This window comes from Kribbella sp. NPDC002412, assembly GCF_053592935.1.
In genome coordinates this window covers 15378-28510 of sequence record NZ_JBSFBL010000047.1, presented here as the reverse complement: position 1 = coordinate 28510, position 13133 = coordinate 15378, and the positions used below count along the sequence as shown (strand labels likewise).

General features: G+C 69.0%; 11 protein-coding genes. 1 reads left to right on the top strand and 10 read right to left on the bottom strand.

Annotated features, from left to right (window positions below):
• Positions 1-154: 154 nt before the first annotated feature.
• The 5 genes from ACWCOV_RS31050 to ACWCOV_RS31030 all read right to left on the bottom strand — a co-directional run bounded on the left by ACWCOV_RS31050 (position 155) and on the right by ACWCOV_RS31030 (position 6905).
• Entirely contained in the window at positions 155-2716 is a 2562-nt protein-coding gene (locus ACWCOV_RS31050) for an ATP-binding protein (RefSeq protein WP_449832882.1), read from the bottom strand.
• Between the two features lie 170 nt (positions 2717-2886).
• Positions 2887-3093, bottom strand: a complete 207-nt coding sequence (locus tag ACWCOV_RS31045) for a hypothetical protein (protein ID WP_449832881.1) — start codon at positions 3091-3093, stop codon at positions 2887-2889.
• A 101-nt stretch (positions 3094-3194) separates the two neighbouring features.
• The gene (locus tag ACWCOV_RS31040) at positions 3195-3614 is read right to left on the bottom strand and encodes a YjbQ family protein (protein WP_449832880.1); all 420 of its coding nucleotides are present in this window, start codon (positions 3612-3614) and stop codon (positions 3195-3197) included.
• A gap of 19 nt (positions 3615-3633) precedes the next feature.
• Positions 3634-6102: a leucine--tRNA ligase gene (gene leuS, locus ACWCOV_RS31035; protein ID WP_449832918.1), complete on the bottom strand. Its 2469-nt coding sequence runs from the start codon at positions 6100-6102 to the stop codon at positions 3634-3636.
• A gap of 173 nt (positions 6103-6275) precedes the next feature.
• Positions 6276-6905, bottom strand: coding sequence for a TetR/AcrR family transcriptional regulator C-terminal domain-containing protein (locus ACWCOV_RS31030; protein WP_449832879.1), 630 nt, complete (start codon positions 6903-6905; stop codon positions 6276-6278).
• A gap of 84 nt (positions 6906-6989) precedes the next feature.
• Between ACWCOV_RS31030 and ACWCOV_RS31025 the strand changes: the two genes are divergently transcribed.
• Positions 6990-7442 (top strand): hypothetical protein, encoded by a 453-nt coding sequence (locus tag ACWCOV_RS31025; protein WP_449832878.1) that lies wholly within the window; start codon positions 6990-6992, stop codon positions 7440-7442.
• Between the two features lie 64 nt (positions 7443-7506).
• Here the strand turns inward: ACWCOV_RS31025 and ACWCOV_RS31020 are convergent, their stop codons facing one another.
• The 5 genes from ACWCOV_RS31020 to ACWCOV_RS31000 form a co-directional block, all read right to left on the bottom strand.
• Positions 7507-8367, bottom strand: coding sequence for a trypsin-like serine protease (locus ACWCOV_RS31020; protein ID WP_449832877.1), 861 nt, complete (start codon positions 8365-8367; stop codon positions 7507-7509).
• A gap of 114 nt (positions 8368-8481) precedes the next feature.
• The gene (locus ACWCOV_RS31015) at positions 8482-9465 is read right to left on the bottom strand and encodes a helix-turn-helix domain-containing protein (RefSeq protein ID WP_449832876.1); all 984 of its coding nucleotides are present in this window, start codon (positions 9463-9465) and stop codon (positions 8482-8484) included.
• Complete coding sequence (locus ACWCOV_RS31010; protein ID WP_449832875.1) at positions 9462-10229, bottom strand: phytanoyl-CoA dioxygenase family protein; 768 nt, start codon at positions 10227-10229, stop codon at positions 9462-9464. Before ACWCOV_RS31010 ends, ACWCOV_RS31015 begins: the two co-directional genes overlap by 4 nt.
• Positions 10230-10415: 186 nt before the next feature.
• Positions 10416-12185: a GMC oxidoreductase gene (locus ACWCOV_RS31005; RefSeq protein ID WP_449832874.1), complete on the bottom strand. Its 1770-nt coding sequence runs from the start codon at positions 12183-12185 to the stop codon at positions 10416-10418.
• A complete protein-coding gene (locus tag ACWCOV_RS31000) occupies positions 12185-13078 on the bottom strand; it encodes a hypothetical protein (RefSeq protein WP_449832873.1) in 894 nt (297 codons plus the stop codon). Before ACWCOV_RS31000 ends, ACWCOV_RS31005 begins: the two co-directional genes overlap by 1 nt.
• Positions 13079-13133 lie beyond the last annotated feature (55 nt).

The following is a 13133-nucleotide window of genomic DNA, read 5'->3' as shown; positions in this document are numbered from 1 at the left end:
TGGCCTCATCACGGTTCACCGCCCATTCCCTGCCTGCCCGGCTTCGGTCTCTGCTTCGTCGAACCTGTCCTACGGCTGTAATTCTTCGGCCGGCGGGCATGTCAGGACGAGGCAGAAGGACCGGCAGTTACCCGGCAGCTTCAGCGGATCCGCGTCACGAAAGCGCGGTGAGTACGTCGTTCGCCAGCCGCTGCAAGGCGGCCGCCGGGTCGGGCTCAGGCCACCCGTCGGCGACCGATGCGCTGTCGCACGACTCCTGCAGGACCGCCCACGCCGTCGGCGCCATCGGCGGATCCATCGTCCGCTGCCAGGCCAGCAGCTGACCACACAGGACGTCACCGGCAGCCGACTTCCCCAGCGCGTGCAGCACGGCCACGGCCTCTGGGAGTACGTCGAGCAGGTACACGACCCGCCCTTCGGCCAGGAGCCGATTGACCGCGTCCCGGATGCAGACCCTCGCCTGTTCCGCGTCACCGGCCTCACGAGCCAGCCGGGACCGGTAGAGCATCACCACGTAGTCGAAGTACCCCCGGTGCCCGCGGATGTCGGCGGCGGCGTCGTCGAGCAGCGCCCGCGCCTCGTCGTACCGGCCCTCGTGGTACTCGACCATGGCCAGGCAGCCGGCCACCTTGGTGCGCTCCGGGTCGTCGGACGCCTGGACCTCGCGGGCGAGCAACGCCCGCCGCCGAGCCTCGGTCAGGTTGCCCAGCTCGACCTCCAGCCGGCTGAGCGCCATGTAGGCGATCTCGTCCGGGTAGACGCCCGGGTTGACCAGCTCGGCCTCCCAGGAGAGCAGCAGCTCCTTGGCCTCGGTCAGGCGGCCCCAACGCATCAGGGCGAGGGCGCAGGTGCCCTGGACTGTCGCGGACCGCTGCACGTCGCCGTGCTTGCGGGCATCCTCGACCAGCCCAGGGATCTCGGCCAGGCTCTGTGTGTCGAGCAGGTACGAGCCGGACGATACCCAGCCGCTGCGGGCGAGCAGACCCATCTCTGTCTCGCCTGGAATGAGCTGCCGCGCCTGACCGTAGTACCGACGAGCTCCGCGCACGTCACCGGTCAGATTGGACAGCCGCCCGGCGATCGTCAGCAGCCTGCCACTGACCTCGGTGTCCGTGACGTTCTCCGCGCACAGCGTCGCCCAGCGGATGCCACTCTCGGCCACGCTCGCCTGGTACTGCCACGCGATCCGGAACCCGAGCACGATCCGCGCGGCGACGTCCCACTGCCCCAGCTCGGCCGCACGCTCCAGCGCGACCTCGAACAGCGCAGAGTTCGCGTGCGCCGCCCGGTAGCGCCGATCCCGGTCCGGCGACGACCAGGCGCCCTCGAGCCCTTGCACGTACGTCGAACACCACGCGACCGCCCGGTCCCGGAACTCGGTCAGGTCGTCCGCCTGCGACGACAGACCGGCGTAGGCGTGCTCCCGGATCGTCTCCAGCAGTTTGTAGCGGGCGCCGTACAGCTGCTCGAACTCGTGGACCGGCTGCAGCAGCGACTTCTCCACCAGCTCGGCCAGCAGCATCGGTACGTCGAACGCGTCGATCGGATCGCCCGTGCACACGCCCGCCACTGCGTCCAGCGTGAACGGCGACCCGAGCACGGACGCCCGGTACAGCAGCTGCCGAGCGGCGTCGGAGAGCGCGTCGACGCTCCAGGCGATCGTGTCGGCCAGCGTGCGCTGGTGCGGCGCACCGAACCGCCTCGGCCCTGACAGCAGCCGGAACCGGTCGTCCAGCGCCGCCAGGATCGTCTCCACCGACAGCGAGCCCGCCCGCGCGGCCGCCAGCTCCAGAGCGAGCGGCAGACCATCCAGTCGACGGCACAGCCGAGCCACGGTCGGCGCGTTCTCCTCGGTCAGGCTGAAGCCCGGCCGGACCCGGGCCACGCGCCGGCAGAACATCTCCACCGCCGGGCTGGCCTTGATCTCGGCGAAGTCCTGGTCGTTGGCCGGCACGTCGAGTACGGCGACCCGCCGGACCACCTCGTCCGGCAGCCCGAGCGGGATCCGCGACGTCACCAGTACGCCGACCCCCGGGAAGCTGCGCACCATCCGGTTCGCGACCGTCGCCACCCCGTCGAGCACGTGCTCGGCGTTGTCCTCGACGATGACCAGGTCGCCCGGCTTGCGTCCGGACAGCACGTCGTCCAGGTCCGACGTACCCGGTGCGGTGCCGAAGGCGTCCAGGATGGCCGACGGTACGGCGGCATCGCGCTGGACCGTCGTGAGGTCGACGACCACGACGGTCGTGTCGGCGCCGGAGAATCGGTCGGCCGCAGCGAGCGCGAGCTCCGTCTTGCCGACGCCACCGGGGCCGACGAGCGTGACGAGCCGGTTCTGCCGCAGCAGGCCCTCCAGCTCCACGAGCTCCTGCTCGCGGCCGACCAGGCCGTCGGGGATCGGTCTGGTGCCACGCCAGCGCAGTCCGGTCGGGGCAGGGGCGGCCACCGAGATCACCGGCCGGGGACTACCGTGCCCGGCCGCGACCAGGAAGTTGTCGGCGTGCTCGCCCTCCAGCCCGAGGGCGGTCGCGAGCAGGCGGACCGAGTCCTTCCGGGGGCGCGCGACGCGGCCGGCCTCCATCTCGCGGATGGAGCGCACACTCAGCCCCGCCCGCTCGGCCAGCTCCTCCTGGGACAGCGCGGCGTGGACCCTCAAGTCGAGCAGCAGACCGGCGAAACTCCGCCCGCCGTCAGCCCGGCCATCCGCGTCCGCCACAGCCCGTCACCCCTCTTGAGGCCCCACGTTCCTGACACAACATAGCGTGACGGGACTGAACTTGGCGGACCTGACCGGCGCGCGGAACGCGGCCTGGATCACACGAATCCGTTGTCAAAAGCAACGAGATGATTCAGGGTGAAATCACTGCGGGCGCAGAAATAAGTGTTTCAAGCAGTCGCGCGAACCGAGGCGGAGTCATTTTCACCGGTGTAGAGAGAAAGCACTCCGGCCCAGTCCTCGAGCCGCGCGCTGGTGTCGGCGCGACCGGTCTCGGCATTCAGCAGGCTCCCGTCGCAGATACCGCGCGTGGCGCGGATCAGGAGTTCGGTGCCTAGCCCCGCCCACTGGGCCCGAAGAGTGTCAAGCGCTGCCATGACCGCAATTCAACAGGAATCGTGTTTCGCATGCGTAACGCAACCCGCAACATCACGATAAGTCACAAGAATTCCTCAGCCCCTTGTTACCGGGTGGTCCATTAACCGGGCAGCCAGGAAAGCCGGACCTGCCGGCGCGGATTGTCCACGTTGGTGTCGACCAGGCAGATCGACTGCCAGGTCCCGAGCATCATCCGGCCGTCGAGCACCGGGATCGTGGCGTACGGCGGGATCAGCGCCGGCAGCACGTGGTCGCGACCGTGCCCCGGCGTACCGTGCCGGTGCCGCCAGCCGAAGTCCCGCGGCAGCACGTCCTCGAGGACCGCCAGCAGGTCGGTGTCACTGCCGGCACCGGTCTCGAGGATCGCGATCCCGGCGGTCGCGTGCGGCACGAACACGTGCAGCAGTCCGTCGCCCTGGGCCTGGTGGGCCTCTCGGTCGACGAACTGCTCGCACTTGCTCGTCAGGTCGAAGACGACCTCGCTGCCGCCGGTCGCGACATCGATCAGCTCAGAACGCATCTGAGCAGCCTAGCGGTGTCTAAGCAGGAACGATGTTGACCAGCTTCGGCGCCCGGACGATGACCTTGCGGACACCGCGGCCGTCCAGCGCCTTCTGGACCGCCTCGGAGGCCAGCACCAGCTGCTCCAGGTCGGCCTCGGCGATGTCCGGGGACACCTCCAGCCGGTCCTTCACCTTGCCGGCGATCTGGACCACGCAGGTGACCGTGTCCTGGACCAGCAGGGCCGGGTCGACCTTCGGCCAGCCGGCCTTGGCGACGGTCGGCTCGTGGCCCAGCGTCTCCCACATGTCCTCGGCCGTGTACGGCGCGACCAGGCTCAGCAGCACCGCCACCGTCTCGACCGCCTCGCGGACAGCCGGGTCGGCCGCACCCGTGCCGGCGTCGATCGCCTTCCGGGTCGCGTTCACCAGCTCCATGATCCGGGCCACCATCACGTTGAACCGGAACGAGTCGACCAGCTCGGCCGCGTCCGCCACCGTCCGGTGGGTGATCTTGCGCAGCTCGACGTCACCGGCCGCCGGGTCGGAGCCCAGCGGCGCCTCGACCGATCCCGCCAGCCGCCAGGCCCGCTGCAGGAACTTCAGCGCGCCACCCGGCGACATGTCGGCCCAGTCGATGTCGTCCGACGGCGGACCGGCGAACACCATGGTCAGCCGGACCGCGTCGACGCCGTACAGGTCGATCTGGTCGCCCAGGTTGACGCCGTTGCCCAGCGACTTGCTCATCGACTTGCCCTGGTTGATCACCTGGCCCTGGTTCAGCAGCCGGGTGAACGGCTCTACCGCGGTCAGCAGACCCATGTCGTGCAGCGCCTTGACGAAGAACCGCGCGTACAGGAGATGCAGTACGGCGTGCTCCTTGCCGCCGACGTACTGGAACACCGGCATCCAGCGCTCGGCCGCGGCCGGGTCGAAAGGGCCCTCGGTGTAGTCCGGCGACAGGTAGCGCAGGAAGTACCAGGACGAGTCCACGAAGGTGTCCATGGTGTCGGTGTCCCGCTCGGCCTTGCCGCCGCACTTCGGGCAGTCGACCTCGACCCACTCGCGGGCGGCCGCCAGCGGCGACACACCCTTCGGCGCCAGGTCGGCGCCGCGCAGGTCGGGCAGCTCCATCGGCAGCTGGTCGTCCGGGACCGGCACCTCGCCACACGACGGGCAGTGGATGATCGGGATCGGGCAGCCCCAGTACCGCTGCCGGCTCAGCAGCCAGTCGCGCAGCCGGTAGTTGATGGTGCTCTCGCCCAGGCCCTTGCTCTGCAGCCAGTCGCTGATCCGCGCCTTGGCCTCGACGACGCCCAGCCCGTTCAGGCTGATCTCGTCGTTCGCGCTGTTGATCGCCGGGCCTTCGCCCGTGTAGGCCTTGCCCTCGAAGCCTTCCTCCGGCTGCACGGTCCGCACGATCGGCAGGCCGAACTTCTCCGCGAACTCCCAGTCCCGCGTGTCCTGCCCGGGCACGGCCATGATCGCGCCGGTGCCGTAGTCGGCCAGCACGTAGTCGGCGGCCCAGATCGGGATCCGCTCACCGGTCACCGGGTTGATCGCGTACGAGCCCAGGAAGACACCGGTCTTCTCCCGCTCGGTGCTCAGCCGCTCGATCTCCGTCTCACCCTTGACCTTCGCCAGGTAGGTGTCGAAGGCCTCCTGCTGCTCGGGGGTGACCAGTTCGGCGGCCAGCTTCGCGTCCGGCGCGACCACCATGAAGGTGGCGCCGAACAGCGTGTCCGGACGGGTGGTGAACACCCGGATCGGCTCGTCGCGGCCCTCGACCTGGAAGTCCGCGAACGCGCCCTCGGACCGGCCAATCCAGTTGCGCTGCATCAGCAGGATCTCTTCCGGCCACTGCAGCAGCTCCATGTCGTCCAGCAGCCGCTGCGCGTAGTCGGTGATCTTGAAGTACCACTGGGTCAGCTCGCGCTTGGTGACCTCGTGCCCGCACCGCTCGCACCGACCCTGCACCACCTGCTCGTTGGCCAGCACGGTCTGGTCGTTCGGGCACCAGTTCACGAACGACGCCTTGCGGTAGGCCAGACCGCGCTCGTAGAAGCGCAGGAACAGCCACTGCGTCCACCGGTAGTACTCCGGGTCGGACGTGTGCAGCCGGCGCGACCAGTCGAAGCTCAGGCCGTAGCGCCGGATCGACTCCGCCTGGGTCTCGATGTTGCCGTAGGTGTACGTCGCCGGGTGCTCGTTGCGCTTGATCGCCGCGTTCTCGGCCGGCAGCCCGAACGAGTCCCAGCCGATCGGGTTCAGGACGTCGTACCCCTGCTGGAACCAGTAGCGCGCCAGCACGTCGTGCAGCGCGAACACCTCGGCGTGGCCCATGTGCAGGTCGCCGGAGGGGTAGGAGAACATCGTGAGCGCGTACCGGCGCTCCGCCGAGCCGTCGTCGCGCGTCTTGAACGGGTCCAGCTTCTCCCACACCGGCCGCCACTTGGCCTGCAGGACGTTGAAGTCGTACCCACCCCGGTCGATCGGGGCGTCCTCCACCTGCTCGCTCACGGTCCTACTCCATGTTTCGTGTGTTGGTTGAGCCTAAATCTGCCAGAAGGCATACCTAGAAATGAAAAAGCCCCTCGCACAGGAGGGGTCGCCGCACTGACCGGCGCTCGGCGCCTCGATGCCAGTACGGCTAACTAAGGAGCAGGCTCACTCGCATGTGCTCAGTCTAGCGCGTTCGGTTCGAGTCCGTTCAGCAAGGCATCGAGGGCGAACTCGAAGCGCGCTTCGGTGCCTCTAGGCGCAGTCTTGCTGACCGCCTCCGCCAGCAGTGGGTACTGAGCCGGGTCTAGCGCGTCCAACTGGTCCACGGGGTCGCCCTCGGGTGACGTGACGACGTGACCGAGGACGAAGCCGGTCACCGCGTACAGCACGTCCAGAGCGTCGGACGGCTGCAGTCCGGCGGCTCGCATGCTCTCCAGGGCGGCCTCCATCACCTGCAGGTTCTGTGCGGTGACAGCAGGCCGGGACGCGACCAGGGGGATGACGTTCGGGTGCGCGAGCAGGGTGGTGCGGAGCTCGCGCGCGTATGCACGCAGGGCGTCCCGCCATGACGCCGCCTCGAACGCCGGTGGGGCGATCGGAGCGACCAGCAACTCGACCAGACCGTCCAGCAGCGCGTCCTTGCTCGGCACGTGGTGGTAGAGCGTCATCGCCTCCACGTCCAGCTCTGCTCCGAGCCGGCGCATCGAGAGCGCCTTCAGCCCTTCGCGGTCGGCGAGTGTCAGTGCGGCCCGCAGCACTGCCTCGCGAGTGAGGCCGACGCGCTGACCAGGGGTACGGCGACCGCTCACTCGATGCTCCTCGCTTGAAGATTCTTACAGCGTAAGTATAGAGTCAATCTTACGTTGTAAGAATGCCTTGGGGAGGAAGTTCGGATGAGCACCATCACCGCGCCGCCGCAGACGGCGTCCTACGTCCGGCGGGCGCTGTACGGCGGGCTGCTGCTGACTGTGGTCGCCACCCTCGCCCCGGTCGTCGACCTCATGACGGTCGACACCATCGGGGATCACGTGCGGGCCGCGTACCCGGACTGGTCGGCTGATGCGGTGGCCGAGGACCGGAACGCGATCACGATCTACCTGGTCGCCGTCGGCCTGCTCGGGCTTGTCGGCTGGGTGTGGTCGATCGTGGCTGTGGCTCGGGGCTCGCGTCGGTTGCGGGCGATCTGCACCACGCTGTTCGTCGTCGGGGCGACGGTCCAGCTGATCGGGCTGTCCGTCGGCGGGGAGGCGTACACGACGATCGTGCCGCCACTGCACGGCGTGATCGGCTTCCTGCCGTCACTGGCAGGGCTGGTGGCCGTTGCCGGCGTGTGGCGACGTCGGTAGCGGCCGGACAGCACTGGTGCCGCGACCCCATGGACACGGGTCGCGGCACCAGTAGCAGCGGGCGTCAGCCGATCGGTACGCCGAACGTCTTCAGCCAGTCCTGGACGACCTTGATGTCGATCCGCTGCAGACCGTCGAGGTAGCGGCAGTTCTGCGTGTAGCCGTAACTGGTCACGGTCACCACGTAGCCACCGTGGTAGGTCGGGCCGCCGGAGTCACCGAAGCAGGTGCCGCCGGTGCCGCGGTTGTCGTTCTCGTTGCCGTTCACCTGCAGGATCTGCGGGGTGAGTTTCTGGCCGGGCTCCTCGGCCCAGCGGCGCAGCATCGGGTACGACATCGGCGTCGGCTTCTGCGGGCCGGACTCGGCCTTGCGGACCTCGGTGCCGTAGCCGACCGACAGGAAGATGGTGCTGTTCAGCTTCGGCTGCTGGTAGGCGTTCAGGTAGTTGGCCGGCGCGATCTTGGCCGGCGCGATGTTCGTCACCGGCCGGTCGAGCACGATCACCCCGACGTCGTTCCAGTTGTTCAGATCGGTGAAGTCGGAGTACTGCGGGTGCGTGGCCGCCGTACCGGACTTGTAGCCGGCCTTCTCCAGCTCGGCCTGGGTGTAGCCCTTCGACGGGTCCGCCGCGACCGGGAACGGCGACGGCGGCTGCTCGGCGATCACCGAGTCGAACGTGACGAGCGTCTTGCCCAGCGTGCCCTTCGTGCAGTGTGCCGCGGTCACCAGCACCGTCGGCGACACCAGGGTCGCCGTACAGCGGAAGCGCCCGTCAGGCATGTAGAACAGGATCAGGCCGACGTTCGGATGGCCGTTCCCGTCCGGCTCGCCTCCGGTGATGGCGGACGCGGGAACCAGGGATGTGGCTGCGAGGCCGAGCGCCAGCGCGATGACGCCGGCGATACGGCTGAGGCGACCCCTCATATATCTCCTCCAGGAGTACGGCGGAATACCTGGATGCATTTGAGCAGTCACCGTCTGCCGTGTCCAGAGAGTCGTTTGATTACTCGGGGTAGCGCCAGTCAGTTCGAGAAGCGGTCACATGAACTCGGTGCCGCCGGTGCGGCGGTGGTTGCCCGGGGTGCGGCCGTAGCGGCGGCGGAAGGCGGTGGAGAAGGGGCGTACGTCGGAGTAGCCGCAGGCTCGGGCTACGTCGGTGACGGTGAGCGAGGGGTCGAGCAGGAGTTGGGCGGCAAGTTCGAGGCGTAGGCGGCGCAGGGTGGACATGATCGAAGCACCGGTCTGCTGGTGGAAGAGGCGTTCGGCGTGCCGTTCGGAGAGGTGGGCCACGGCGGCTACATCTCGGACGGTGATCGGGCGGGAGATGTTGTCGCGGAGGTGGCGTTGCATGGCTTCGACCACGAGTGGTCCGCGGTCGCGCCGTACCGGTTCCACCGCGAGGTCGTCGTCCAGGGCGAATGCTCTGGCGGTCTCCATGACCAGCGTCGACCCCAGCGCTGCCAACGCGCTGCTGTAGCCGGACACGGGAGCAGCCGCTTCAGCCGTCAACGCAATGATGAGAGCCGGCAACGAGCCAACCCGATCGGACATCACCGGCCCATCCGGCCGGGTGAGGCCGGCCCACCAGCCGGATCCCGCCGGGTCGGGCGCCGGTCCAGCACCCGTCGGAGACACAGCCCCCGGTTGGCGGGAACCAGCCGGACGGGCATCGGCAGCCTGGCGGGGGACGGTGGTGGCGGGGCGGAAGGTGAAGCCCCAGAAGGCTATGCCCAAGGGGTCAGTGTGGCTGGACTCAATCTCGTGGACGTCGCCTGGGCGAGCGAGGAAGACGGAGCCCGGGTGTACCTCGTACTGCGAAGGGCCGGAGTTGAAGCGGCCGGTGCCGGTGTAGGCAAGGCAGACTTCGTGGAAGGAGTGGGTGTGCCAGTAGTTGCGCCAGTACTCCGGGCGGTAGTGCCCCCAGCTCAGGAAGTCCGCGCGGAAGCCGTCGACCTCGCAGGACTCCAGGAGTCCCGCGAGGTCGACGAAACGGTCCGCTGCAGCAACGGACTCCAGGGTCAAGAAGCGCTCCTGCCGGTCGGGTCGACTCCTCGCAGCATCATGCCCTGACCGAGCGAGTGGTCGTGGGTCTTGACCGTCGGCGGGTCTCCCGGGTCGCGGTACTGGACCAGCCAGGTGGTCCGCGCCTCGTCGCTCACGTTCACCCCGGACCCGTGCACGGTCAGGTAGGTGAAGAACAGTACGTCGCCCGCCTCGGCCGGCTGCGGTGTCGCCGACTCGAACGGCACGTCGGTCAGGTGGAACGAGCCCTCCGGGTCGTGCTCGCGCGGCCCGGCCTTGTGGCTGCCGGGAATGACCCGCACACAGCCCTTCTCGACCGGCGCGTCGTCGAAGTGGAAGATGGCCGCGCCGACCCGGTGGTACTTGTGCGGGAAGAACGGGTAGTCCTGGTGCAGCGGAAACGGCGACCCGTTCTCCGGCGGCTTCACGAACAGCTTCGTGTGGTGCAGTTGCACACCCTCGACACCCATCACCGCAGCGGCCACGTCGGTGAACCGCGGGTCCACCAGCAGCCGGGAGAAGGCCGCGTCGTAGAACTGCGCGTCGTGCAGGTGCTGCAACCGGGTCGCACCGTCGGACAGGCCCATCGCCGACTTCCAGGTCGGGTCGTCCTTGCGGTTCAGCTGGGCCAGCAGGTCGTGGCTGCGCTGCCGGTAGTAGGCCGCTTCTTCCTTGCTGAGCAGGCCTTTCACGAGCACGAACCCGTCCTCGGCGTACTGCTGGGCCAGCGTCGAGAGGTCCGCGCCGCTCGATGTCATCGTCATCTCGAAGTCCTCCTGATCGGGTACTTCGAGCCTACGAACGTCGCACGCGAGGAGGGAGGACCCGGCCGGACGCCGATGTTCGTCAAACGGACACGGACCGCCAGGCCATCACAATTCCCCGTCGGCGCGCCGAGTGAGCGTGCGCCGGCGCCGGTGGCGTCGTTGTGATGGCCTGGCGGTCCGCAGTCAGAGCCCGAGTTGCCCCAGCCGGACGCTGATCCGTGGATCCGTGGACACCACAGGGGAGCTCGAGCGCACCCACGGATCGCCGTCGAAGTAGGTCTTGAAGATCTTCTCGGCAGTGCGCGTCGCCAGCGCCTGCGAGGTCAGCGTCGGGTTCGGCCCGCCGAGCCCGTTCGACAGGGCGGAGTTGTCGGCCACGAACAGCCGCTTCACCGCCCGGGTCTCACCGCGCGGGTCGAGCACCGAGTTCCGCTCCGACGACCCCATCCGCATCGACGACTGGACGTGCAGGATCAGCGGCGCCCAGTCGATCCGGTAGACCTTGCGAGCGCCGGCCCCACGCAGCAGTTCAGCCGCCTTGCGGGCCATGAACTCACGGTTCCGCAGCGTCCGCGCGGTCCGCTGCCGCTGCTTGAAGGTGACCTTCGGGATCGGCCCGTTCTCGTCCGCGGGCAGTGCCGAGAGGGTGACCCGGTTCTGCGCCTCGACGTCGTCGTCGGTGATCACCAGCACGCTGAGCAGCCGGTCCAGCCCGTGCGACAGGACCTCCTTGAGCTCCGGCCCCATCACCCGGCCGGCCGGCCCGTCCCACGGTCCGCCACGTCCGCGCCCGTTCTTGTACTGACCGCGGATCCCGCTGTCCGACAGCGTTGCGGAGAAGGCCATCAGCGCGGGTGGCAGGCCGACGTTCTCCAGGCCGCCGTACGGCGGATAGTCGAGCCGGGCACTCGAGCCGACGCCTTTCGGGTTGCCGGTGTAGTCGTCGAAGACCCCGAACACCCAGTCGAAGAAGTGGTCGGTGTAGCCGCGGCCGACCCAGCCGTTCGGGTTCGGCAGCCCGCTGTTGAACCACAGCCGCGGGTTCTCGGTGCACCCGCCGGACATCACCACGACCCGGGCGTCCTCGCGGTGCTCCGCTCCCCCGGACCGCCACGTCACCCCGGTCGCGGTCAGTACGCCGTGCCGCTTCTCGGCGTGGACCCGGGTGACGAAGGCGTCCGCGATCAGCTCGACCGGACGACCGCCGCGCGACCACACGTCCGCGGTGAGCGCCATCGGCACGTAGCTGTTGTCCGTCGACCGCTTGGCGAACTGGTTGCGCGGGGCACCGTTCGGCCGCAAGCAGCCCTGGAAGCAGTAGCCGCAGAAGGTGCACCCGGTCGCCTTCGGATAGACCAGCAGGTCCGCGGACGACGTCTTCCCGGCCGTCCCGCCCGGTTGCAGGATCGCGTTCTCCTGCGGCCGGTACGACGGCCGGTGCGTGGTCTTCGTGGTCTGCACCGGCAGCCCGAGGGTCTCGGCGCCGCGGAAGAACGTCTGTTCCTTGTGTCCCATCGCGGCCGTCATGACCGGCATGGTGGCTTCGACCCACTCGAAGTAGGGCACCAGCTCGCCGTACGTGAACGGGAAGCGGTGATTCACGTCGTACCCGGACTTGTCGGCTCCGTCGTACCCCTCGAAGACACCTGGGTAGGCGCGCGGGTAGTTGCCGTAGAAGTGCTGCGTGGTGCCGCCGACTCCGGACAGCTGCCAGACGAAGGAGTTCTGCGGCCACTCGCGGAACCAGGCCGGCTTCGACCGGTCCGACGGACCCCAGCGCAGGTACCCGGTGAGCGGGTTGTTGGCGTCGTCCTCGAACGTCGTCCACTCGTCCCGCGGTTTCGCGTGCCGCGGCCCGGCCTCGAGCAGGAGTACGTCGAGACCCTGGGCGGCCAGTTCCTTGGCCACGACCGGGCCACCGCCGCCGGCCCCGATCACGATCACGTCGCGCATCAGTCGCTCACCTTCTGCCGGCCCTGGTAGTACCCGATGAAGTCGTCCCAGCCCTCGACCGGGCCGTCCGGCTGGTAGCCGGTGTGGTTCCAGCCGACCGGCCGGGCCCGCAGCGTCTTGCTCACCCTGTCGTAGACAGCGGACTCGCCGTACGCGCCGAAGGTCGCGAACTCGATCAGCGCGCCGCCCACGAACTTGAGCAGCCCGGAAACCGAGCCCTTCAACGGCTCGGGGAACTGCACGTCGAGCAGCGCCACCAGGTCGGCGTCGGTCCGCTCGATCAGCTCGAACGCCTGCGCCTTCTCGGCGTACGAGAGCCGCGCGAACGGCGACAGGTGCGGGCCATTCACCGCCAGCGGGTTCACCTGGGTCGCCATCAGGTTCAGCAGCCCGGCGATCGGGAACGACAGCGGCATCGTCTCGTCGCTCTGCAGGTACGCCGCCAGCGCGCGATCCAGCCGGCGGAGCTCGACCGGGAGCACCTCGAGGCCCGGCAGCGCGATCCCGGAGTCGGCGAGGCCGGTCACCAGGGCGGCCCCGACCGGCTGGGCGATCGCGTCCGGGAACGGCACGAAGTTGTCCAGCGAGTCGATGATGAAGTCGGTCGCGCCGGCCTCGATCGCGCCCGGCGTGCCACTCGGTGTGCCCTGGGTGCGGGAGTACGGATCGCGGCCCGGCATCGCGAACACGGTCAGCCCGTTGAGGGTGTCCCGGGCGAGCTCGGCGAGCACCGGCCGGATCAGGTCCACCGTCGTCGGCAGGACCGGGTTGGTCGCGGCGCCGGCGGGCGACAGCAGGCTGCGGGCCACCAGCCCACCACCGCCGAGCGCCGCGCCGAGCACCCCGATGCGAGCCAGGAAGGCTCGTCTGGACAGGACTTGAGCACGGATCATGCGTCCTCCGGTGGGACCAGTCGGTTACTGGTCTCACAACGAGCCGCCGGCCCTG

Excerpts from the sequence above, each read along its gene's own strand:
- ACWCOV_RS31020 (WP_449832877.1), bottom strand. The coding sequence starts at position 8,367 with ATGAGGGGTCGCCTCAGCCGTATCGCCGGCGTCATCGCGCTGGCGCTC.
- ACWCOV_RS31010 (WP_449832875.1), bottom strand. The coding sequence starts at position 10,229 with ATGACGATGACATCGAGCGGCGCGGACCTCTCGACGCTGGCCCAGCAG.
- ACWCOV_RS31025 (WP_449832878.1), top strand. The coding sequence starts at position 6,990 with ATGAGCACCATCACCGCGCCGCCGCAGACGGCGTCCTACGTCCGGCGG.
- ACWCOV_RS31000 (WP_449832873.1), bottom strand. The coding sequence starts at position 13,078 with ATGATCCGTGCTCAAGTCCTGTCCAGACGAGCCTTCCTGGCTCGCATC.
- ACWCOV_RS31005 (WP_449832874.1), bottom strand. The coding sequence starts at position 12,185 with ATGCGCGACGTGATCGTGATCGGGGCCGGCGGCGGTGGCCCGGTCGTG.
- ACWCOV_RS31045 (WP_449832881.1), bottom strand. The coding sequence starts at position 3,093 with ATGGCAGCGCTTGACACTCTTCGGGCCCAGTGGGCGGGGCTAGGCACC.
- ACWCOV_RS31040 (WP_449832880.1), bottom strand. The coding sequence starts at position 3,614 with ATGCGTTCTGAGCTGATCGATGTCGCGACCGGCGGCAGCGAGGTCGTC.